Annotated in this window: 22 protein-coding genes; 18 read left to right on the top strand and 4 right to left on the bottom strand. The window is 59.0% G+C overall.

From position 1 onward, the window contains the following. Positions 1 to 18: 18 nt before the first annotated feature. The 12 genes from HCG46_RS25645 (at position 19) to ugpC (ending at position 10,722) form a co-directional block, all read left to right on the top strand. Positions 19 to 939 (top strand): branched-chain amino acid ABC transporter permease, encoded by a 921-nt coding sequence (locus tag HCG46_RS25645; RefSeq protein WP_022997654.1) that lies wholly within the window; start codon positions 19 to 21, stop codon positions 937 to 939. After that, complete coding sequence (locus HCG46_RS25640) at positions 936 to 1,919, top strand: branched-chain amino acid ABC transporter permease (RefSeq protein WP_022997653.1); 984 nt, start codon at positions 936 to 938, stop codon at positions 1,917 to 1,919. The genes HCG46_RS25645 and HCG46_RS25640 overlap by 4 nt, the downstream gene beginning before the upstream one ends. Further along, positions 1,912 to 2,661 carry an ABC transporter ATP-binding protein gene (locus HCG46_RS25635; RefSeq protein WP_022997652.1) on the top strand — a complete coding sequence of 250 codons (750 nt, stop codon included), beginning with the start codon at positions 1,912 to 1,914 and terminating at the stop codon, positions 2,659 to 2,661. The genes HCG46_RS25640 and HCG46_RS25635 overlap by 8 nt, the downstream gene beginning before the upstream one ends. Then, positions 2,658 to 3,347 carry an ABC transporter ATP-binding protein gene (locus HCG46_RS25630; protein ID WP_055659143.1) on the top strand — a complete coding sequence of 230 codons (690 nt, stop codon included), beginning with the start codon at positions 2,658 to 2,660 and terminating at the stop codon, positions 3,345 to 3,347. The genes HCG46_RS25635 and HCG46_RS25630 overlap by 4 nt, the downstream gene beginning before the upstream one ends. Before the next feature lie 3 nt (positions 3,348 to 3,350). Next, positions 3,351 to 3,752 (top strand): thioesterase family protein, encoded by a 402-nt coding sequence (locus HCG46_RS25625; RefSeq protein WP_062489245.1) that lies wholly within the window; start codon positions 3,351 to 3,353, stop codon positions 3,750 to 3,752. 100 nt (positions 3,753 to 3,852) lie between these two features. Then, positions 3,853 to 4,248: a RidA family protein gene (locus HCG46_RS25620; RefSeq protein ID WP_022997649.1), complete on the top strand. Its 396-nt coding sequence runs from the start codon at positions 3,853 to 3,855 to the stop codon at positions 4,246 to 4,248. A gap of 403 nt (positions 4,249 to 4,651) precedes the next feature. Continuing rightward, positions 4,652 to 5,410 (top strand): FCD domain-containing protein, encoded by a 759-nt coding sequence (locus HCG46_RS25615; protein WP_022997647.1) that lies wholly within the window; start codon positions 4,652 to 4,654, stop codon positions 5,408 to 5,410. Then, positions 5,403 to 6,566, top strand: coding sequence for an aminotransferase class I/II-fold pyridoxal phosphate-dependent enzyme (locus tag HCG46_RS25610; protein WP_022997646.1), 1,164 nt, complete (start codon positions 5,403 to 5,405; stop codon positions 6,564 to 6,566). Before HCG46_RS25615 ends, HCG46_RS25610 begins: the two co-directional genes overlap by 8 nt. Positions 6,567 to 6,610: 44 nt before the next feature. After that, entirely contained in the window at positions 6,611 to 7,867 is a 1,257-nt protein-coding gene (locus tag HCG46_RS25605; protein ID WP_031268042.1) for a sugar ABC transporter substrate-binding protein, read from the top strand. A gap of 65 nt (positions 7,868 to 7,932) precedes the next feature. Then, positions 7,933 to 8,796 carry a sugar ABC transporter permease gene (locus HCG46_RS25600; protein WP_228148102.1) on the top strand — a complete coding sequence of 288 codons (864 nt, stop codon included), beginning with the start codon at positions 7,933 to 7,935 and terminating at the stop codon, positions 8,794 to 8,796. Positions 8,797 to 8,805: 9 nt separating this feature from the next. Further along, complete coding sequence (locus HCG46_RS25595; RefSeq protein WP_022997643.1) at positions 8,806 to 9,648, top strand: carbohydrate ABC transporter permease; 843 nt, start codon at positions 8,806 to 8,808, stop codon at positions 9,646 to 9,648. A 12-nt stretch (positions 9,649 to 9,660) separates the two neighbouring features. Continuing rightward, positions 9,661 to 10,722: a sn-glycerol-3-phosphate ABC transporter ATP-binding protein UgpC gene (gene ugpC, locus HCG46_RS25590; protein ID WP_022997642.1), complete on the top strand. Its 1,062-nt coding sequence runs from the start codon at positions 9,661 to 9,663 to the stop codon at positions 10,720 to 10,722. 57 nt (positions 10,723 to 10,779) lie between these two features. Here ugpC and HCG46_RS25585 read toward each other — a convergent pair whose 3' ends face one another. From HCG46_RS25585 to HCG46_RS25570, 4 genes are all read right to left on the bottom strand, one after another. Next, positions 10,780 to 12,192, bottom strand: a complete 1,413-nt coding sequence (locus tag HCG46_RS25585; protein ID WP_168687854.1) for a metallophosphoesterase — start codon at positions 12,190 to 12,192, stop codon at positions 10,780 to 10,782. Between the two features lie 110 nt (positions 12,193 to 12,302). Beyond that, a complete protein-coding gene (locus tag HCG46_RS25580; RefSeq protein ID WP_022997640.1) occupies positions 12,303 to 13,580 on the bottom strand; it encodes a TRAP transporter large permease in 1,278 nt (425 codons plus the stop codon). 13 nt (positions 13,581 to 13,593) lie between these two features. Beyond that, the gene (locus HCG46_RS25575; protein ID WP_168687853.1) at positions 13,594 to 14,181 is read right to left on the bottom strand and encodes a TRAP transporter small permease; all 588 of its coding nucleotides are present in this window, start codon (positions 14,179 to 14,181) and stop codon (positions 13,594 to 13,596) included. Between the two features lie 17 nt (positions 14,182 to 14,198). Then, positions 14,199 to 15,176, bottom strand: coding sequence for a sialic acid TRAP transporter substrate-binding protein SiaP (locus HCG46_RS25570; protein WP_031268038.1), 978 nt, complete (start codon positions 15,174 to 15,176; stop codon positions 14,199 to 14,201). A 236-nt stretch (positions 15,177 to 15,412) separates the two neighbouring features. On the opposite strand from HCG46_RS25570, the gene HCG46_RS25565 reads away from it, so the two are divergent. The 6 genes from HCG46_RS25565 (at position 15,413) to HCG46_RS25540 (ending at position 22,207) form a co-directional block, all read left to right on the top strand. After that, a complete protein-coding gene (locus tag HCG46_RS25565) occupies positions 15,413 to 16,183 on the top strand; it encodes a GntR family transcriptional regulator (RefSeq protein ID WP_168687852.1) in 771 nt (256 codons plus the stop codon). Positions 16,184 to 16,980: 797 nt separating this feature from the next. Continuing rightward, entirely contained in the window at positions 16,981 to 18,234 is a 1,254-nt protein-coding gene (locus HCG46_RS25560) for an ABC transporter substrate-binding protein (RefSeq protein ID WP_022997635.1), read from the top strand. Positions 18,235 to 18,413: 179 nt separating this feature from the next. Then, on the top strand, positions 18,414 to 19,328 hold the full coding sequence (locus tag HCG46_RS25555; protein WP_023000238.1) for a sugar ABC transporter permease: 915 nt from the start codon (positions 18,414 to 18,416) through the stop codon (positions 19,326 to 19,328). 13 nt (positions 19,329 to 19,341) lie between these two features. After that, the gene (locus tag HCG46_RS25550; protein ID WP_023000237.1) at positions 19,342 to 20,181 is read left to right on the top strand and encodes a carbohydrate ABC transporter permease; all 840 of its coding nucleotides are present in this window, start codon (positions 19,342 to 19,344) and stop codon (positions 20,179 to 20,181) included. Next, the gene (locus tag HCG46_RS25545; RefSeq protein ID WP_082444664.1) at positions 20,178 to 21,212 is read left to right on the top strand and encodes a Gfo/Idh/MocA family oxidoreductase; all 1,035 of its coding nucleotides are present in this window, start codon (positions 20,178 to 20,180) and stop codon (positions 21,210 to 21,212) included. Before HCG46_RS25550 ends, HCG46_RS25545 begins: the two co-directional genes overlap by 4 nt. Then, entirely contained in the window at positions 21,209 to 22,207 is a 999-nt protein-coding gene (locus HCG46_RS25540) for an ABC transporter ATP-binding protein (RefSeq protein ID WP_168687851.1), read from the top strand. Before HCG46_RS25545 ends, HCG46_RS25540 begins: the two co-directional genes overlap by 4 nt. Positions 22,208 to 22,462: the final 255 nt, after the last annotated feature.

Here is a 22,462-nt window from a genome sequence, read left to right as displayed (position 1 = left end):
CAAAGGGGCGGGGTACTCATGTCACTGATATTGCTCATAGAGCAGGTTCTGAACGGCCTGCAATTCGGCATCATGCTGTTTCTGATGGCCGCCGGGCTGACCTTGATCTTCGGCGTCATGGGGTTGATCAACCTTGCCCATGGTTCGCTTTACATGATCGGGGCGTTCTGCGCGGCGGCTGTTGCGGCTGCAACCGGATCGTTTCTGCTGGGCCTCGTGGCGGCACTTGCCGGTGCTGCCATCGCGGGCGCCTTGGTCGAGTTGGTGGTCATCCGCCGGCTTTACGCCAAGGATCATCTGGATCAGGTGCTGGCGACATTTGCGCTGATCCTGATCTTCTCCGAAGGAACGCGCTGGATCTTCGGTTCCTTTCCGCTGTTTCTCGACGTGCCGGAATTCCTGTCCGGTCCGGTCACGTTGCCGGGCGGCATCGAATATCCTCTCTACCGGCTGACGTTGATTGCCGTCGGCCTTGCCGTGGCGCTTGGTCTCTGGATGCTGATTTCCAGAACGCGTCTCGGTGTGCAGATCAGGGCAGGGGAAAATGACCGCGAGATGATTGCGGCCCTCGGCATCGACATTGCGCGGCTCTATACCATCGTCTTCGCGCTTGGCGCTGCTCTGGCAGGTCTTGCCGGCGCCCTGGTCGGTGCCATCCAGTCGGTGCAGGTCGGCATGGGGGAACCGGTGTTGATCCTGGCTTTCGTCGTCATCGTCATCGGCGGCATCGGCTCCATCAAGGGCGCGCTTGTGGGCGCTATCCTGGTCGGATTGACCGATACGCTCGGTGGCATCTTCCTGCCGGAGATCCTGAAGCTGTTCCTCGATCCGTCGACAGCCACGTCCGTCGGATCCTCGCTCGCCTCCATGGCGATCTATATCCTCATGGCTGCGGTGCTGATCCTGCGTCCTGCCGGTCTGTTCGGAGCGCGCGCATGATCCGGGAACGCTATCTCAATGCGCTGACGCTGGCGCTCTTCGTCGCGATCCCTTTTTGGGCGATCTCGGCGGAAGAACCCTTCACCATTACGCTGATGACGCGTGCCGTCGTCTTTGCGATCGCGGCCGTTGGCCTCAACATCGCGCTCGGCCTTGGCGGGCTGGTCAGTCTCGGCCACGCGGTCTTCTTCGGCCTCGGCGGTTATGCCATGGGTATCCTCGCCTACCATGCCCAGAACTATACCGCGCTCACCGAGTGGCCATTCCTGATCGAAGGCACGAAGTCCATGCCGGTGATCTGGCTTGTGGCCGTCGTGGTGTCCTCCTTGGCTGCGCTGGTGATCGGGATCCTGTCCTTGAGAACGGCAGGGGTCTACTTCATCATGATCACGCTGGCCTTTGGCCAGATGTTCTTCTTCTTTGCCATTTCCTGGGCGGAATATGGCGGAGAGGACGGACTGTCGATCTATGTCCGCAACGGGTTTCCGGGGCTCAATACGCTGGACCCAATCCAGTTCTACGGGCTTTGCCTGGGGCTTTTGTGCCTTGTGCTGCTGTTTGCATGGCGGCTGTCGGGGTCTCCATTTGGTCTTGCTCTCAATGCTGCCCGGCAGGTTCCCGTTCGTGTGGAGACCGCGGGACTGGACCCTGTGCGGCTGAAGCTCGTTGCCTTCGTTGTGTCCGGCGCCATCACGGGTCTTGCGGGAGCGCTGTTTGCCGACCTGAACCGCTTCGTCAGTCCGACGATGTTCAGCTGGCAGACCAGTGGCGAGATCATGATCTTCATCATCATCGGTGGGGTCGGACGGCTTTTCGGGCCTGTGGTCGGCGCGCTGGTCTTTGTTGCGCTGGAGCACTGGCTCGGAGCCTTGAGCGACTTCTGGCACATCTACCTGGGGCTGTTGCTTCTGGTCATCGTGCTCTTCGGTAAGGGCGGTGTGATCGGCATGATTTGCGGACGGGAGGCTGTTCATGACTGATGCTGTCCTGCAAACAAACGGCATTTCCAAGAGCTTTGGTGCCTTGCGAGCCAGCCGTGATATTTCCATCGACCTGAAGCCTGGCGAGATCCACGCGATCATCGGTCCCAATGGTGCCGGCAAGTCCACCCTGATCGGGCAGATTTGCGGAACACTGCGGCCTGATGCCGGGTCGGTTCGCCTGCTGGGCAGGGACGTGACGCATCAACCGACACGCGCCCGTGCGCGTGCCGGCCTTGGGCGTACCTTCCAGATCTCCTCGCTGGCCATGGAAGATACGGTTCTCCAGAACGTTCTGCTCGGGGCACTGGGCGCCAGCGGTCGGCCCTGGAGGTTCTTCTCCAACGTGACCCGGGACACCTCCTTGCGTGAAACCGCCGAAGAAGCGCTCGCCCGTGTCGGCCTGTTGGACCAGGCCCGCATGCGCACGGCGGAGCTCAGTCACGGACAGCGCCGTCAGCTGGAAGTGGCCGTTGCGCTGACGCAGAAACCAAAGGCGCTTGTCATGGATGAACCCATGGCAGGCATGGGCTCTGAAGGCTCGAAGCTGCTTACCGGTTTTCTCGATCAGCTTCGGCACGAAGCACCGATCCTTCTCGTCGAACACGACATGGACGCGGTCTTTTCGCTGGCAGACCGTATCAGTGTGCTGGTGTACGGCGAGGTGATTGCCACCGGCACGGTCGATGAAATTCGGTCCAACGCCGCCGTCAAGGAAGCTTACCTGGGAGACGAAGCATGAGCAGTCTTCTGACACTGTCCAACGTGACGGCCTCCTATGGCGCCAGCCAGGCACTTTTCGGCGTGGATCTGGAAATCGGCGAGGGCGAAGTGCTGGCACTGCTCGGCCGCAACGGCATGGGCAAGTCGACCACGGTCAAATGCATTTGCCGGATGCTCTCCGCGCAAGGCTCGCTGACATTTGCCGGTCATGACCTTGCCCGCCTGCCGAGCCACAAGGCTGCCCGGTTGGGACTGGGCCTTGTTCCGGAAGGGCGTCGCTGTTTCAGCACCTTGAGCGTTCAGGAAAACCTGATCGCGGCGGCTCGGCGCGGCGACTGGACCTTCGAACGCGTCATCGGCATGTTTCCGCGGCTTGGTGAACGGCGCGGCCAGCGGGCGGGCTCGCTGTCGGGTGGCGAACAGCAGATGCTCGCCATTGGCCGAGCCCTGATGACCAACCCGAAGCTGCTGATCCTGGACGAAGCGACAGAAGGTCTGGCCCCTGTCATCCGCCAGGAAATCTGGGCCGTGATCCGTCAGTTGAAGGCGGAAACGGGGCTCGCGATCCTCGTCATCGACAAGTCGATCAAGGAACTGCGCCAGGTTTGCGACCGGGCGACGATCCTGGAACGCGGCACATCCGTCTGGACTGGCGGTATTGATGCTCTGACCGACGACGTCACTGCCAAGTACATCGGAGTTTGAGTGATGTTCCGGTTCGAGCAACCCATCTTGTTCAAGCATTGCGATCCGGCGGGGATTGTCTTCTATCCCCGCTATTTCGAGATGATGAACGATTGTGTCGAAGCCTTTTTCGACAAGGTCGTCGAATGGCCGTTCAAGGACATTCACAAGGTGGGAGCCGTACCGACTGCGGAAATCCGTACGCGTTTCATGGCTCCGAGCAAACTGGGCGATCTTCTGGTGCTCGGCTTGAACGTGACCAAGGTTGGCCGGACCAGTTGCGGCATCGCAATCAGCGCGCAATGCGATGGCGAGGTGCGCTTCCAGACCGAGCTGACCATCGTCAACGTGGACAGCAGCGGCAAACCGGAGCCATGGCCGGAACAGGTAAAACAACGATTTCTGGACCAGTCGGCACTCGCTTGAGCGCCGACCGGTTCAACAGGTAGGGAGCGATCAGCCTTGAGAGTTCAATCCAGTCGGATTGATTTTCAGCTGATCCGGAAGACAAGGAAAGTCAGGATCAATGACGGTCAAAAGCATTCAACCCGACGGCTGGGCCCCGGCAAAAGGCTATGCAAACGGCATGTTGACGGAGGGCAAGACGCTCCATATCGGCGGCCAGATCGGCTGGAACAAGGACCAGGTCTTTGAAACCAGTGACTTCGTCGGCCAGATGGAACAGACGCTCGCCAACATTGTGGCCATCGTCGAGGCCGCCGGTGGAGCCGTGACCGATATCGCTCGCCTGACATGGTTCATTACGGACAAACGTGAATATCTTGCCCGGCAGAGAGAAGTCGGTGAAGCCTACCGCAGGGTGATGGGGCGGCATTTCCCGGCCATGTCGGTCGTCGTGGTGGCCGGCCTCATCGAGGACGATGCATTGATCGAAATCGAGGCAACCGCCCAGGTCGGCTGACCCTCAAAACTGTCTTGTTGGAACCATCAGCAGCCCGGCACAGCGTGCCGGGCTTTTGTTTACAGCCTCCGCGACAGGCCGTCTTCGGGACAATCTCCCACCTCGATTTCGTCCTCCTGGACGGAGCGCAGCGCAGATCCTGGAACGGGGAAGCTGAGGCCTGTCGATAGGAGGCGGGCCACCGCCGTCGCCAGCGGCTCCCCGATCCCGGCTCGCGCGTTGCTTGGCCGGGATGACGATGGTGAGGGTGATTGTGGTGAGAGGCGTGGAGCTGCGGTGGCTGGTGTTCTTCGCGAGAGTGTGAAATTCACTCAATAAAACAATTGTTTAAACGGGATAGCGCTTTGCCTGAAAATTATGTCAGACAAAGTGTTTACAATGTCAGACAAAGTGGTAACGTGAGATGGCAAACAAAGAAGGTCGACATCTGTCCATGCCGGAAAATGCACAACAGCCGAAACCGGAAACGGGGTCTGCAGCAGCGAGTGAGCCGCGGGATGTGCCGCGAGCCCTGATCAGCCTCATCGAGCAGGAAGGTCTCAAGATCGGGGATCGTCTGCCGCCGGAACTGGAGCTTGTGCGCCGTCTCGGCTTTGGCAGGTCGACCATTCGCGAGACGCTCAAGACCTGGGAAAGCATGGGTGTCGTCAGCCGCAACAAAGGAGCCGGCACAAGGCTCATCGCGGAAATATCAACCAATACACTGCGCGTGGCCCTCACCATCAAACATGAAGCCGAGAGCCTGTTGCGAATGCAGCAGGTTCGACGGCCTCTGGAAATCGAGTCGGTGCGCATCGCAACGAGATCCGCAACGCCGGAACAGCGCCGCATCATCAATGCCCGGGCGGCGGAACTGATGGCTGTGTTCGAAGCCGGTGAAGACTGGCGCCCGGCCGACCATCGGTTTCACAACGCCGTTCACGATGCGACCGGCAATCCCCTGTTCAGGCAATTCATCGAACAGATCCAGAAAGCCTTTCACGACATTTACGAAACACCGTTCGGCAAGCCGCATCTCGGCCAGGACACCATCCCGCTGCACCGCCCGCTTGCCGACGCGATCATCGCCGGTGACGAGGACAAGGCAGCGGAACTGACCGAGATGATCATCGATATGGTCTGTGCCGAAACCCAGAAAATTTCAGAGGAACACGATGGCTGACGCTGTGCCGGGTGGATATTCGATCGAGACGCTGCTGGCGGCTGCTGCCGAGACAGGAGGCGCTGTGGCGCCGCCGATCGTGCAGACGTCTCTCTTCACCTTCGACAATTACAAGGCCTTCGAAGACCGGATGGCGGGCCGCTCCAACGAGCCGCTCTATACACGGGTTCAGAACCCCACTGTGGCTGCCTTTGAAAAGCTGATGGCCCAGGCGGAAGAGGGCGAAGCTGCTGTCGGTTTTGCGTCCGGCATGGCAGCGGTCTCCTCCACCGTTCTTGCCTTCGTCAAGCCGGGTGACCGCATTGCCTGCATCGAGCATGTCTATCCGGATGCCTATCGCCTGTTCGAGCGTATGCTGCGCCCGTTTGGCGTCGGGGTTACCTATCATTCAATTGAGGAGTTCCAGTCGGATCCGGATCTGCTCAAGGGCGTGAAGCTCGCCTATCTGGAAAGCCCGACCTCCGTCGTCTTCAAGACGCTGGATCTCGGACTTGTCGCCTCACATGCGAAAAAGCACGGCACGATCACCGTAATCGACAACTCCTGGGCAACACCGCTTTTCCAGCGTCCACTGACCCTCGGCATCGACATCGTTCTGCATTCTGCCTCCAAGTACCTGTCCGGCCATTCCGATACGGTTGCCGGCGTGGTGGTGGCACGCCAGGACCTGATCGACCGGATCCGGGACCTGACCCTGCCATTACTCGGCGGCAAGCTTGCCCCATTCGAGGCTTTTCTGCTGACCCGGGGACTGCGCACCCTCGGCCCGCGCATGCGCCAGCACCAGGCGACCGCGAACCTGTTTGTTGACCGGCTGGCGAGCCACCCGCATGTCAGCGCTGTGCATTCGCCCGGTCCGAACATCGTGCCCGGTCTGACCGGCCGCTCGGGCCTGTTGTCCGTCGCGCTGAACGACAACGTCGACATCCCGAACCTTGCCGACAGCCTGAAGCTGTTCCGCCTTGGCGTCAGCTGGGGTGGTTTCGAAAGCCTGATCCTGCCGACACGCATCGGCCTCAATCAGGCGGGTGAACAGAATTCAATGCAACGCTTTGGCGTGTCCGACCGGATCGTACGCCTCAGCCTGGGGTTGGAAGACCCCAACGATCTTTGGGCCGACTTCGAGGCGGCCCTGAGCAAAAGCGCCCGGACATAAGACGGCGCAATTCAAACCAAACCTGAAAGAAGCGGAGTTGAACCATGAGGGGACTGATAGGAGCAATTAGCGCATTGGCGTTTCTGGCAGGCTCGGCAGCGAGCGCGGAAACCCTGAAGCTGGTGGAAGTGATCACCAGCCCGGAGCGCACGGAAGTACTGCAGAAGCAAGTGGACGCCTTCGAGGCTGCCAACCCGGGCACGGAAGTTGAAATCGTCTCGCTGCCCTGGGGCCAGGCCTTTGAGAAACTGGCAACCATGGTGGCCGGTGGCGACATTCCCGATGTCGTTGAAATGCCGGACCGTTGGGCGGGCATCTACAAGGACAGGCTGGTCGATCTGAACGACAAGATCGCAGGTTGGGAATATGGTGGCACGCTGACCCAGAAAACTCTGGACATGGGCCGCCAGACCGACGGCAAGACGGCACGGATGATCCCTTACGGCTTCTATCTGCGCGCCATGTTCTACAACAAGAAGCTGCTGGCGGAAGCCGGTGTCGAAAATCCGCCGAGCACGATGGCGGAATTCATGGATGCGGCCAAGGCCGTTTCCGAACTGGACGGAAAATACGGATATTGTCTCCGGGGCGGACCTGGTGGGCTCAACGGCTGGATCATGATGGCCGCCACCATGAACGGGGACAACACCTTCTTTGACGCGGATGGCAAGAGCACGCTCAACCAGCCGGGTTCCGTCGAAGGCATCCAGTTCCTGATCGACATGTACCAGAACGGTTATGCCCCGAAGGATTCCGTCAGCTGGGGCTTCAACGAGATCGTGGCCGGCTTCTATTCGGGAACCTGTGCGTTCCTCGATCAGGACCCGGATGCGTTGATCGCGGTTGCCGAGCGTATGGCGCCGGAAGACTTCGCTGTGGTTCCGATGCCTGTCGGTCCGGCCGGCAAGGCCTTCCCGACCATCGGTTTCGCCGGTTGGGCGATGTTCGACACGACCAGCAACGAAGACCTTTCGTGGAAGCTGATTGCGCATCTGTCCAGCCCGGAAACCAACAAGGAATGGGCGAAGCGCGTTGGCGTCATTCCGATCCATGAAGGTGCCGAGCAGGATCCGTACTTCAAGACCGAGCAGTTCAAGGGCTGGTTCGACACCCTGAACGGCGACCAGTACATCCCGACGGTCATGCCGACCTATCTGGAGCAGTTCGGTTACTTCGCGGACTCCATCGCCCTGGAATCCAGCCAGGAAGCCCTCCTGGGTGAAATCTCCGCTCAGGAAGTGGCCGACAAATGGGCCGAGTTCCTGACGGAAGAATATGGCCGCTGGAAAGCCGCGCAATGACCACGATCGACACTGCCGTGCCCGGGAAAAAATCCCGGGCTCGGCCCACCTTCTACTTCCGTTACATGGTGGAGCCTTATCTCTACCTGACCCCGGCAATCGTGCTGATTGCCCTGGTGATGCTGGTGCCGCTGGTGATCGGCGTTTCCTATGCCTTCCAGGCCGTCAATTTGCTGCGCCCGTTCCAGTCGGGCTGGGTCGGCTTCGCCAACTTCGAGGCCCTGTGGTCTGATCGGAAGTTCTGGCTGGCGCTCACCAACACGTTCTGGTGGACGCTCGGGTCGATTTTCTTCCAGTTCTTCCTGGGACTTGGCCTCGCGATGCTGCTGAACACTCAGTTCCACGGCAAGCGCATTGTTCAGGCACTGGTCTTTCTGCCCTGGGCCGTACCGACGTTCCTGTCGGCTCTCACCTGGGCCTGGCTCTTCAACCCGACCATCGGACCACTGCCGCACTGGCTGGCCGCTCTCGGGATCCTTTCGGAGCCGTTCAATATCCTGGGTGACAAGGACCTGGCCATGTGGGGACCTGTGACCGCAAACGTCTGGTTCGGCATTCCCTTCTTCGCCATCACGCTGCTGGCTGCGCTGCAGTCCATCCCGGGCGAGCTTTACGAGGCTGCGGAAATTGATGGCGCGACCGCCTGGCAGACCTTCACCAAGATTACGCTGCCGTTCCTGGCACCGATGATCGCAATCACCGTCATGCTGAGGACGATCTGGATCGCGAATTTCGCCGATCTCATCTTCGTCATGACCGGCGGCGGGCCTGCAAACTCGACGCAGATCCTGTCGACCTACATTTTCACAACAGCCTTCCGGAAACTCGATTTCGGCTATGCCTCCGCAATCGCGGTCGCGCTCCTGGGTCTGCTGCTGATCTATGCGGCAATCCTGCTGGTGCTGCGCCGGAAACTGGTCAAGATCTGAGGTGCTTCGATGAGTGCGCTTCGTAATAGCTCGCCTCTGGCGGTCACGGGAAAATATCTGGCTCTGGCGTTTTACGTCGCCTTTGCGCTTTTCCCGCTCTACTGGCTCGTCAAGATCGCGATCACGCCGGACAAGCTGATCTTCACGGAAGGGACGGCGCTCTTTCCGAGCGAGTTTACCTTCGAGAATTTCCAGACCGTTCTGATCGCAACGGATTTCCTGTCCTATTTCAAGAACAGTGTAATCGTGTCCATTGGCACCGCGGCCATCACCACGGCGATTGCGGCGGCTGCCGGATATGCTTTCTCGCGGTTCGATTTTCGCGGCAAACGGCTGATCATCGCCCTGATGCTGATCACCCAGATGTTTCCGCTTCTGATGATCATTGCCCCGATCTACAAGATCGTTGCAGCGATCGGCCTGCTGAACTCGCTTACCAGCCTGATCATCGTCTACACGGCCTTCAACATTCCCTTCGCCACCTTCCTGATGCAGTCCTTCTTTGACGGCATTCCGAAGGATCTGGAGGAGGCCGGCATGATTGACGGTTGCAGCCGCTTCGAAGCGCTCAGGAAGATCATTCTGCCGCTGACGCTCCCGGGGCTTGGGGCGACGCTAGGCTTCGTCTTTACCGCCGCCTGGAGCGAGCTGCTCTTCGCACTCATGCTGATCAACTCCAACGACACCATGACCTTCCCCGTCGGGCTTCTGACTTTCGTTTCGAAGTTCTCTGTCGACTGGGGGCAGATGATGGCCGCCGGTGTGCTCGCACTGGTGCCGTCCTGCCTGTTCTTCATCTTCATCCAGCGCTATCTGGTCCAGGGGCTTACCTCTGGCGCCGTCAAGGGGTAGGAGACCCAGACCATGGCTCGTATCGAACTCAAGAACATCGCCAAGGCCTATGGCTCCGTCGAGGTTATGCGCGATATCAACCTCTCCATCGATGATGGCGAATTCATCGTGCTGGTCGGCCCGTCCGGCTGCGGCAAGTCCACGCTGCTGCGCATGATCGCCGGCCTGGAACCGATTTCCGGAGGCGACTTCACGGTAGACGGCAAACGCATGAACGAAGTGCCGCCCCGTGACCGCGACATGGCCATGGTATTCCAGTCCTATGCGCTTTATCCGCATATGGATGTGGCACGGAACATGGGCTTCTCGCTGGAAATCCGCAAAGCGGCCAACGAGGAGCGGGTAAGCAAGGTGCAGGAAGCTGCCAGGACACTCGGCCTGAGCAATCTGACTGCACGCCTGCCGAAACAGCTTTCAGGCGGACAGCGCCAGCGTGTCGCCATGGGCCGAGCAATCGTCCGTGATCCCAGCGCCTTCCTGTTCGATGAACCGCTGTCCAATCTCGATGCGGCACTGCGTGTCGAAATGCGCCTGGAAATCGCCCGGCTGCACCAGCGTCTGAAGTCGACGATGATTTATGTGACCCACGACCAGGTGGAAGCCCTGACGCTGGCCGACAGGATCGTGGTCCTGAATGCGGGCGACATCCAGCAGGTGGGCACGCCTCTGGAGCTCTACGACACCCCTGCCAACAAGTTCGTTGCCCAGTTCATCGGGTCTCCGACCATGAACATCCTCGATATCGAACCGAAGGACGGTGGCGTTGCACTGAAGAACGGCGCCAGCCTCGGCCTTGGGTTGAGCAATGGGCAAGCAGCTGCAAGGGAGTTGGGGGTCCGTCCGGAACATCTCAACATCGTCGCCCAAGACGTCGCTCATATTTCCGGAACGGCCGAACTGGTCGAGCACCTGGGCTCGGACACCAACATTCACGCAAGTGTGCCGGGCATCGGTCAGGTCCTGGTGCGCGAGCACGGGCATTTCGCGCTGAAATCCGGCGACCCCGTCGGCATCGCGCTGGATCTGGACAAGACACATCTGTTCGATGCTGAAGGCCGACGCCTGGCAGCCTGAGTGCGTGGGGAGCTCAACCTCCCACTTGCTCAGGCTGACTAAAAAGTGCGCGCACGGTCAGTTGCTGCTGCAGAGGCAGGTTTTGTAGGCGTCCAGGCTTGTGGCATCGAGTGCGCAGCCATATGCCTGCCAATTGACGGGATCGATTTCCGGGGTCGCTGATTGAACGGCATAGAGATTACTGAACCGCTGGCGCAATGGCTCGTCGTTCTGAAGCGTCTTGGCGAGTGAAGCCCGGCTGGCGGCGGAAAGGTCCGGAACCGCATAGGTGGAGCGGTAGTCATATTCGAGCTGCCAGTCCGGCTTTGCACCGGCGGCGGCAGCTTCGAGGTTCGTCAGATAGAAGGTCGCCGAGTCCTTCACCGCGCCGCTGGTCTTGTCGTATAGAAAGACCGCAAAGGCCGGGTTGTTGCCGAAAACAGGGCTGACCGATGCCGTTATCTGGTTCGCAATCAACGGTTCACCCGAAGCATCATTGATGACAGTGAAGCCGTCCATATGCGTGTGGCCGGAAAACGTGTAGTCGACGGTGCCGGCATATTTGTACATCAGCTCCAGAAAGTCCGTGAGGTAATGCTCCTGCCAGAAGAGGTGGATACTGGCCTCACACGTCTCCTTGTCTGCATGGCGCGCCGTATCGCGGGCATCGGCGCCTGGTGGAACATGCATCAGTAGCTGCGCCTTGCGGCCGGCCTGCTGCGTTTCGGCAAGCTGCTCATCCAGCCAGGTCATGACGTCCTTTCCAGGATCGCCGCCATTGGTATTGCAGGCATCCGAATAGTGTTTTGCCCAGTAGACGTTGCTGAGGGCGATGATGTCCTGATCCGGCACCGTTGGATGCGTAACCTTGTAGAAGCCGTCGTGCTTGAACGCCTGGAATCCGCCCGGTTGACGGCTCAGCTTCGCCCACTGCTCGCCGACACCTTCGAGAAATGCACTGTCGGGAGCGAGCTGGTAGTCACCGCAGGCTGAATCTTCGTTGCCCAGAACGCCATAGACCGGGATGTTGCCGAACGTATCGCCCAGAAGCTGGGAAACATATTGCGTGGTCTTGATGGCAAACGAGGTCACGCCCTGCGGATTGTCGCCCGCTGTCTTCTGGTAGGTGTCATTGAAGTGGTGGCTCAGGTAGTCGCCGGTATAGAGCACGTAGTCGTAGGTCATGCCTTGGGCTGCCGCCGCATCCAGGGCGGAGACCATCAGCGAGTAGGTGGCATCATTGCCGTAACTCTTGATGCTTTCGGCGGCCCCCTTGAAAATGTCTGTCCACCCGGAGACCGGGCTCTTGTCCAGTGCCGGCACGAGGGCCGGATCACTGAACGGGTCGAAGTGGATGTCGGTGACGATCAGAAACAGACCCTCGTTCGTTCCCGGGTAGAACACCGGTTCCGTGGATTGGGCGCGAACACCGTCGAGCGTCAAAGTGACGGCTGCAAATGCCGCAAAAGAAAATGCCAACCTGTCGAACATTCCGGCCCCCTAGCTGTGCCAAAAATTCCCTGGCGGAATATTGGCACAGTCAAACACGGCACCGGTAAATGGATGTGAACCGCACTTCCGAAAATTGAGCCGATTTGCGCCTACCGATAGACCAGTGTCGGCAGCCACATCGAAAAGGCCGGAACGAAGGTCAGCAGCAGCAGCACTGTGATCAGCGGGACGAGGAAGGGAGCCGTTGCCGTCACGCATCGCTCGAAAGGCACTTGCGCCACTTTTGAAAGCACGTAAAGCACCATGCCGACCGGGGGCGTCAGAAGGCCGATCATCAGGTTCAGGATCATGATGATCCCGAAATGGACCGGATCAATACCCAGGCCGACGGCCACCGGAAGCAGCACCGGCGTCAGAATGGTGATGGCGGCAATTGTTTCCATGAACAGGCCGATCACCAGCACGATCAGCGTGATGATCAGTAGCAGAACGACCTTGTTGTCCGTCAATGCCACCATCAGCTCGGAAAAATGGCGTGCGGTCTGGTTGGCCGTCAGGATCCAGGCGAAAATCGTGGAAGCGGCCACGATCAGCATGATGGCTGCGGTCGTCTCCACCGTCTCGAAGGAAACCTTGAGGATCTTTCTGAAATTCAGCGTTCGATAGACGCCGACACCCAGAAAAATACACCAGGCGACGGCAGCGATCGCCGCTTCCGTCGGAGTGAAAATACCGAACATGATGCCGCCGATGATGATCGTCGGTGTCATGAGGGGAAGCAGGGCGTCGAGAAAGGTCTGGCCAAGCCGCGAAAAGCGGAAATTGAGATCGCGCGGATAATTCCTCTGCCGGGAGTACCAGGCAACCATCACCATCAGGGCCAGTGCCATCATGAGCCCGGGAACGATGCCGGCCATGAAAAGCTGGCCGATGGAAGCGTCCGCGATGACGCCGTAGATAACCAGGGGCAAAGACGGAGGAATGATCGGCCCGATAGTGGAAGAGGCAGCTGTGATGCCGACCGCGAAATCCGTATCGTAACCACTGTCCCGCATGGCCTTGATCTCGATGTTGCCGAGCCCGCCCGCATCCGCCACGGCGGCCCCTGACATGCCGGCAAAGATGACACTCGCGCCGACATTTACGTGACCCAGTCCGCCGTGCATCCAGCCGACCGCCGCGCGGGCGAAGGCGAAGATGCGGGTCGTGATGCCTGCGGAGTTCATCAGGTTGCCGGCAAGGATGAAGAAGGGAACCGCGATCAGCGGAAACGAATTAATGCCGTTGACCATGTTTGCCAGCACGATCATCGGCGGCAGGCCTTCCATCAGCACGAAGGCGAGCGAGGCGAGGGCGAGGGCGGCAGCGACCGGCACCCCGATGATCATCAGGGCGAACAGCAGCATCATCATGAACAGGACGGCCATCGGCGAAAACTCTTCAATCGGTTGGCAGGTGGTCGTCCAGCGAGCGGACGAGGTCTTCGGGGCTTTGGCGAAGGCGGCGCCACAGCCAGATGGCCGAGTAGAACGCCATCAGTCCGAGAGCGACGACGCAGATCGTGTAGATCCAGGCCTTCGGAATCGGCAGGGAAATCATCTTCTGCCGGGTTTTCTGGGTCAGTTCGATACCGATCCAGGTCATGGAGGCGAAAAAACCGAGCGTGATCGTCTGGGACAGAACGGTCAGACCTTTCGCAAGACGCGGTGGCACCATGCGCATCAAAAACTCGAGCGTGATATGCGCACCACGCCGCGTCGCGGTGACTGCGCCAAGAAAGCAGACCAGGATCAGCAGATAACGGGCCACTTCCTCGGTCCACGCGAGGGAATCGTTCAGCACATAGCGAGTGAAGAACTGGAGGAAAACGACAACGGCAAGGACCCAGAAGACCAGAATGCCGGGGGCATCGATCCATTTCAGCGCGCTGAGGTCGGTTTCGGTCTCGTCAAAGTGAAGCAGTTCGGGCGCGCCGTCCGCGCGCCCTTGCTCCGTTTGTGCGGTGGCCTGTTTCGTTTGGTCAGCCACGGCATCGTTGCTTTGCGTCATTGAGCGAGAGCCTGCATCCGCTCGTAGTGTTCCTGGGTATAGGGAACCTTGGATTCATCGGTCAGGATCGGCTCGACAGCAGCCTGGAAAGCAGCCTTGTCGACTTCGTTTATCTGGATGCCCTGATCAACGAACCACTGCACAAGGTCCTGTTCCGACTGATAGATCTCGTCCGCATTCTGGGCGGCGGCTTCCTTCAGAACTGCGTCCACGGTGGCCGCATCGTCCCCCAGCTGCCCCATCGCGTTTTCGGAAACGACGATGATCAGCGAATTGCCGATATGGCCGGTCAGATTGATGTTGGACTGGACCTCGTAGAACTTCTTGAACTTGATCGTCGGCAGAGGGTTTTCCTGGGCGTCGACAACGCCTTGCTGCAACGCCAGATACACTTCGGAAAAGGCGATCGGTGTCGGGTTGGCGCCAACCGCATTCGGGAACAGCACCATCAGCGGCGAATCCGGCACACGGATCTTCAAACCCTTCATGTCGTCCGGTTTTGTGATCGGAAACTTGGATGTCACATGGCGGTAGCCGTACCAGGTGATGGCCATCACCGTGTGACCGGTCGCTTCCTTGTAGCCATTGGAAAGGTCACTGAAGAGGTCACTGTCCCGGTAGGCCTTCCAGTGATCATAGTTCTTCAGCATGAAGGGATAGTCGGAAATGGCGATCGGACCGTAATCGCGTTCGGCGAAGTTGGGTCCGGTATAGATCATGTCGACGGACCCGATGGTCAGGCCTTCGTTGATCTCTGCTTCCTTGCCAAGTGACGAGGCCGGGTAGACCGAGATGGTCACGCGGCCATCCGTTTTTTCCTTGATCTGGTCTGCGGCCCACAGCGCCCATTTGTGGTAGCTGGATCCTTCCTCATAGACATGCGCCCATTTCAGGTCCGCGGCCCAGGACTGTCCAGCCAGGGCAAGTGTCATCGCGGCGGCCAGAAGGCCGCGCTTCATCGTTCTTCCAATCATGTCTGTCCTCCCGTCGGCCGGGGTCGAGCTCCTCCACTCAATCGGCCTATCTTGTATAACTGGTATACAAGTTATTTTACGTATATGACATATTGTAAGAATGCAAACGAATTCGGCTGGTCATCCCTTTGCCGGATTGCTAGTAAACCGGAAACGAGGGGAAGAAACTGTAGGGATTCGAAGCAGATAGGCTCAATTCAGCTGTATCTTCGAACCTCTTGGTTTCAGGAAAGACGATGACCGTATCACTGGATGAAACGCCTTCTGCCGGAGGCAAGACGCGCAAGCCGAGAGCAAAAAATGCACCGCCACGCGGTGCAGCTTCCGGGACCGCCAGACGGGCGGCCCGCAACTCGGAAATCGTCTACCAGGACCTGCGCAACGCGATCATAAATGTCACGCTGCCACCCGGTTCGCCGCTGGCGGAAAAAGACCTGACCGAAAAATACGGCATCAGCCGAACGCCGGTTCGCGAGGCGATCTTGCGGCTGGCGGAAGAGAACCTTGTCGACGTTTTCCCGAAGTCCGGCACCTTCGTTGCCAGGATTCCCGTTTCCGAATTGCGCGAGGCCATCGTCGCGAGGAAAGCGCTGGAGGAAGTCTGCGTTCGCGAAGCCACGATGAAGGCGAGCAAGAGCCAGTTGATGGGGCTGCGGGCGATAGTCCAGCGTGAGCAGGAGCTGGCCGACAAAGGCGACGAACAGGCCTTCCACGAGGCGGACAATGCCTTTCATTCCGGTATCGCCGCAGCCAGCGGTTACCCGGGCATCTGGAACATGATCGAAAAGATCAGGCTGCAGGTGGAGCGCTACCGCAGGCTGACGCTGCCGCAGGAAGGCCGGATGCAACTGATCGTCGGCGAACATGCCGCTGTTCTGGAAGCGATCGAAAAGGGCGATGCAGATGCTGCGGTTGCCAATATGAACAACCATCTCAACAAGCTTCAGATCGATATCGGCACCTTTCAGGATCTGTGGCCCGACTATTTCCTGTTCGACAAGGATTAGGCCTGCCCGTTTGTGGCTCTGCCCCGATCGGAAAAGGCGGGCAGTTGGGGCAGGTGGTAACGAGGTGGCGTGAGCCGGCGCGACTGTTGCGCTCCAGGAAGAGCGAGTTTTTGGGGCTATACTGTGGAAGGCGCAGCGGCACAGGCGGCATCCGCCATTTCTTTTTCAATCGCAACCATTCAAGTGCGCTGTTGCCCGGGGCGGTTTCGGAAAACGGGTCTGGGTGTGGAGGCCTGTTTCAAGCGGCTGGTTCTTATTTCTTTTAGAAAACAGATTGTTATGCCTGATCTCTGAAGCGGGACCTCGACTGAACAGCTCCCGCGACCGTGCAGGACAGGACTGTGCAGAAACCAGCTCGCAAGAGGGCCAAAGCATTTGTTCCGGCTGGAGTAATGCCAGTTATTTACAAGACAACACCGGACAGGCGGAAATCCGCCGGATTTCGGCGTTTGCTGAACGTGGCGAAACAATACCTCTGAGCCTGAAAGGCCGAAAAAACAAATCCAATATAATACCAAAAAGCTGCGTGAATGGGCGATTCGGCCTGTGAAAAATGATTTTCACGATTTCAAACTAATAGGTCGACAAGTGGTATCAAATAGGTATTATATGAAATGAGCAGGAGGGCTGATGCTCTCCGGCGCATATTGTTCTGTATCTGGCGGTAAAACAAAAACGCGAATGGCAACGGAAGGTCCCATTAGGGCCGGCCGCGCCGGGAAGCGGGACGGGCTCCAACGCCGTGAGCGGACAATTTTGAACATCCAGCAATGGATGGAACTTTTCGGAGGTGTCTTATGAAACGCAATATTCTAGCTCTGGCGATGGCCAGCACTGCGCTCTTTACGTCGACTGCTTTTGCTGAAGATGTCACGCTGACGATCGAAAGCTGGCGCAACGACGATCTGGCGCTGTGGCAGGAAAAGATCATTCCGGCTTTTGAAGCCTCGCATCCCGGCATCAAGGTGAAATTCACCCCGTCCGCACCGACAGAATACAATGCCGTACTGAACTCCAAGCTTGATGCCGGCTCCGCGGGGGACCTGATCACCTGCCGTCCGTTCGACGCCTCGCTGGCGCTTTATGATGCCGGACATCTGGCGGACTTGTCCGACATGGACGCCATGAACAATTTCTCTGACGTTGCCAAGGCTGCCTGGCAGACGGACGACGGTTCGGCAAGTTTCTGCGTGCCGATGGCTGCCGTGATCCACGGCTTCATCTACAACAAGGATGCTTTCAACGAGCTGGGCATCGAAGTCCCGACGACCGAGGAAGAGTTCTTCGCCGCTCTCGACAAGATCAAGGAAGACGGCACCTATATCCCGATGGCCATGGGCACCAATGACCAGTGGGAAGCGGCCACCATGGGCTACAACAACATCGGTCCGAACTACTGGAAGGGTGAGGAAGGCCGCAAGGCTCTGATCGCCGGCGAGCAGAAGCTCACCGACGAGCAGTGGGTTGCCCCTTACGCCACGCTGGCAAAGTGGGCACCTTACCTGGGCGATGGCTACGAGGCCCAGACCTATCCGGACAGCCAGAACATTTTCACGCTTGGCCGTGCAGCGGTCTATCCGGCCGGTAGCTGGGAAATTTCGGGCTTCAACACACAGGCCGATTTCGAAATGGGCGCTTTCAAGCCGCCGCTCCGCAACGCTGGCGACAAGTGCTACATCTCCGATCATACCGACATCGGCATCGGCATGAACGCCAAGACCGAGCATCCCGAACAGGCCAAGGAATTCCTGGCTTGGGTGGCGTCTCCTGAATTCGCCACCATCTTCGGCAACGCTCTGCCGGGCTTCTTCCCGCTGTCCAAGACGCCGGTTGAACTGGAAGATCCGCTTGCGAAGGAATTCGCCAGCTGGCGCGGCGAGTGCGAAAGCACCATCAGGTCCACCTACCAGATCCTGTCCCGTGGCACGCCGAACCTGGAAAACGAAACCTGGGGCGCATCTGCTGCCGCTATCAAGGGTACGGAAACGCCTGAAGCACTCGGCAAGAAGCTGCAGGACGGTCTGGCGAGCTGGTACGAGCCGCAGAAGTAATCTGCACGAATGACAAACGGTTCCCTGGCGGTGTTCGCATCGTCCGGGAACTCTGGACCTGGACAGGCCTCTGTCTGCCCAAGGGAAGTTTGTGTCCCGGGCAAGCCTCTGCCTGCCCAAGGAAAGTCTATATCCCGGGCAGGCTGCTGCCTGCCCGGGGCATTTGACCGGAGCTTTTTATGAGCAGGCCTCGCTTCCGCTGGCATATCGTCGTGTTCCTGGCCCCAGCGGTCCTTGTTTACACGGCCGTGATGATCTTTCCCCTCTTCAACACGCTTCGTCTTGCCCTCTACAGCAAGATTGACCAGGAGCGCGTCTTCGTGGGGCTGCAGAATTTCACCACGCTTCTTGGCGATCCACTCTGGTCGGATCAGTTCTGGAACGCGCTGGGGAACAATTTCTGGTTCTTCATCATTCATATGCTGGTTCAGAACCCGATCGGCATCGCCCTGGCGGCCATCCTCAGCCATCCGCGACTGCGGTTTGCGGCCTTCTACCGTTCGGCGATCTTCATTCCCACAATTCTGTCCTTCGTGATTGTCGGTTTCGCCTGGAAGCTGATCCTGTCGCCGATCTGGGGCATCGCTCCGTCCATGCTGGATGCCGTCGGTCTGAAGTTCCTGTTCGCGCCCTGGCTCGGCAAGGAAGAGTACGCACTGACCACGTTGTCGCTCATTTCGGTCTGGCAGTTCGTGGGCATCCCGATGATGCTCATCTATGCCGCGCTGCTGTCCATTCCCGAAGAGATACTGGAAGCTGGCGAAATTGACGGCATCACCGGCATGTCGGCCTTCTGGAAGATCAAGCTGCCGCTGATCCTGCCGTCCATCGGCATCATTTCGATCCTGACCTTCGTCGGCAATTTCAATGCCTTCGACCTGATCTACACGGCACAGGGGGCGCTGGCAGGGCCGGACTTCTCGACCGATATTCTCGGCACCTTCATGTACCGCACGTTCTTCGGATTCCAGCTTCAGCTGGGCGATCCCTACATGGGCTCGGCAATCGCAAGCGCCATGTTCGCGATCATCCTGATCGGCGTCTGTCTCTACCTCTTCGGCATCCAGACCCGGATGCGCAGATATCAGCTGTAAGGGAGGTCGTCACATGAACAAGGCGCGTACCAACCCGCTCAACACCGCCGCCATGCACGGCGCCCTGATCCTCTATACGCTGATCGCGCTGTTCCCGGTCTTCGTGATCCTGGTCAACAGCTTCAAGACCCGCAAGGCGATCTTCAGGGAACCGCTGGCACTGCCGGACGCCGAAAGCTTCTCGATGATCGGCTACCAGACGGTCATGAAGCAGGGGGATTTTTTCCTCTACTTCCAGAACTCCATGATCGTCACCGTGGTGTCCTTGACCTTCATCCTGCTGTTCGGGGCAATGGCGGCCTTTGCCCTGAGCGAATACCGCTTCAAGGGCAACATGCTGATGGGCCTTTATCTGGCACTCGGCATCATGATCCCGATTCGGATCGGCACCGTGGCCATTCTGGAAATGATGGTTGCCACCGGTCTGGTCAACTCGCTGATGGCGCTGATCCTGGTCTATACGGCGCAGGGGTTGCCGCTGGCTGTCTTTATCCTGAGCGAGTTCATGCGGCAGGTGTCAGACGATCTGAAGAACGCCGGACGTATCGACGGGCTTTCGGAATACACGATCTTCTTCCGCCTTGTGCTGCCGCTCGTGCGCCCGGCGATGGCGACAGTTGCCGTCTTCAACATGATCCCGATCTGGAATGATCTGTGGTTCCCGCTGATCCTGGCGCCTGCTGAAGAAACCAAGACCCTGACCCTGGGCAGTCAGGTGTTCATCGGCCAGTTCGTTACCGACTGGAACGCGGTCCTGTCCGCGCTTTCGATGGCGATCCTGCCGGTGCTCGTCCTTTACGTCATCTTCTCACGCCAGCTCATTCGCGGCATCACCTCGGGAGCTGTCAAATGATCCGGGTTCTGATCGTCGGCCTTGGCAACATGGGACTTTCCCACGCCCTGGCTCACCACAAGCATGCGGACGCCGAGATCGTCGGTCTCGTCAACCGTTCCGGACGGGTGACCCATCCGGATCTTGCCGGCTATCCGGTGTTCACGGATTACGCGCAGGCACTGGATACCTCCAAACCGGACCTGGTGGTGATCTCCACTTATTCCGACACCCATGCGGATTATGCGGTTGCGGCGATGCAGGCAGGCGCTCATGTATTTGTCGAAAAACCGTTGGCGACAACCGTGGCCGATGCAAAGCGGGTGGTTGCTTGCGCCGGGGAAACCGGCCGCAAACTCGCGGTCGGCTATATCCTGCGGCATCATCCGTCCTGGGTACGGCTGATTGAGGAGGCGCGGGGGCTCGGCGGACCATATGTCTTCCGCATGAACCTCAATCAGCAGAGCTCGGGAGCGGAGTGGGAAACCCACAAGGCCCTGATGCAGACGACTGCTCCCATCGTCGATTGTGGTGTGCATTATGTCGATGTCTGGTGCCAGATTACCGACGCCGAACCCGTGAAGGTGCACGGTATGGGGCTGCGGCTTTCCGACGAAATCGGCCCGGACATGTACAACTATGGCCAGTTTCAGGTCTTCTTCGACGATGGCTCGGTCGGCTGGTACGAAGCCGGGTGGGGGCCGATGATGTCCGAGACCGCCTTCTTCGTGAAGGATGTCGTTTCGCCCGCAGGCTCCGTTTCGATAGTCGAGGACGACAAGGGTGCATCGGCCGATGTTGACGGCCACACCAGGGTCGGCGGGCTTCTGGTCCATCGCCCGGAAGGAGACCGGCGCATCGATCTGCCGGGTGAACCCGGCCATCAGGAACTTTGCGACGCCGAGCAGGCTTTCATGCTTCGTGCGATTTCGGAAAACATCGATCTCAACCGGCACATGCTGGATGCCGTCCGGTCGCTGGCAATTTGCCTTGCCGCCGACGAGAGCATCCGCACCGGTCACTCAGTCATGCTAAAGGAGCTAACGCCATGACGGCGCTAACCCTGACCAACGTCAACAAGTCGTTCGGCAACGTCCATGTCCTGAGGGACATCAATCTCGAAGTGGAAGACGGCGAGTTTGTCGTCTTCGTCGGACCGTCAGGGTGTGGCAAGTCCACCTTGTTGCGGGTCATCGCAGGTCTTGAAGACGTCTCCTCCGGCGAGGTCAGCATCGGCGGGGAGATCGTGAACACGACGCCGCCGTCCAAACGCGGCATTGCCATGGTGTTCCAGAGCTACGCGCTTTATCCGCATTTGAACGTGCGCAACAACATGACACTGGCGCTCAAGCAGGAAAAGCAGAGCAAGCAGGTGATCGACCAGCGCGTTGCCGAGGCAACCCGCATGCTGAACCTGGAGGACTATCTCGACCGCTATCCGTCGGAACTCTCCGGTGGCCAGCGCCAGCGTGTCGCGATCGGCCGGGCCATCGTGCGCCATCCGAAACTGTTTCTGTTCGACGAGCCGCTGTCGAACCTTGATGCAGCGCTGCGCATGAACACAAGGCTGGAGATCGCCAACCTGCACCAGCAGCTCAAGACCTCGATGATCTATGTGACACATGACCAGTCCGAAGCCATGACGCTGGCCGACAAGATCGTGGTCCTGCGCGCTGGCCGCGTCGAGCAGATCGGCAGCCCGATGGAGCTTTACAACAATCCGGTCAACCAGTTCGTGGCGGGTTTCCTCGGTTCGCCGGCCATGAATTTCATGCCCGCAAGCCTGGTCAGTGAAGGCGATGACCGCACGTTGGGAGTGCGCCCGGAAGATCTGTTCCTCAGCGACCAGGGGCAACTGAAAGCGTCTGTGCAGCATGTGGAACAGCTCGGCGGCGACACCAACGTGATCGCGAAAGTGCAAGACCAGCAGATCACTGCACGGCTCTTCGGCCAGCACGAGATCAAGCCGGGTGCTGAGTTGAGCTTCGGCATCGCGGAAGGCAAGTCGTTCTATTTCGACAAGGACGGCGCCCGGCTTCGCGGATAGGGCACTTCTTTTAGAAACAACAAAAAGGCCACCTGAAGATATTCAGGTGGCCTTTGTTTTTTGGGGCCGTCATTCCGGAAAAGTGAGGCAAAGCCGAACGCCGATCCGTAATCCAGACATACTCGTGCCAACGGCACACAGAGCTTGAAAGAGCAACGGTGTTCGCTGCGTTCACGCTGATATCTGGGTTCCGGATCGGCGCGCAACTTGTGTTGCGCTTGTCCGGAATGACGGTGGAGGAGGCGTGGCTCTGTC

Origin of the sequence: Labrenzia sp. PO1 (assembly GCF_012273635.1) — a bacterium.
GTDB classification, from domain to species: Bacteria; Pseudomonadota; Alphaproteobacteria; order Rhizobiales; family Stappiaceae; genus Roseibium; species Roseibium algicola.
This window is presented reverse-complemented; position numbering and strand designations above follow the sequence as displayed.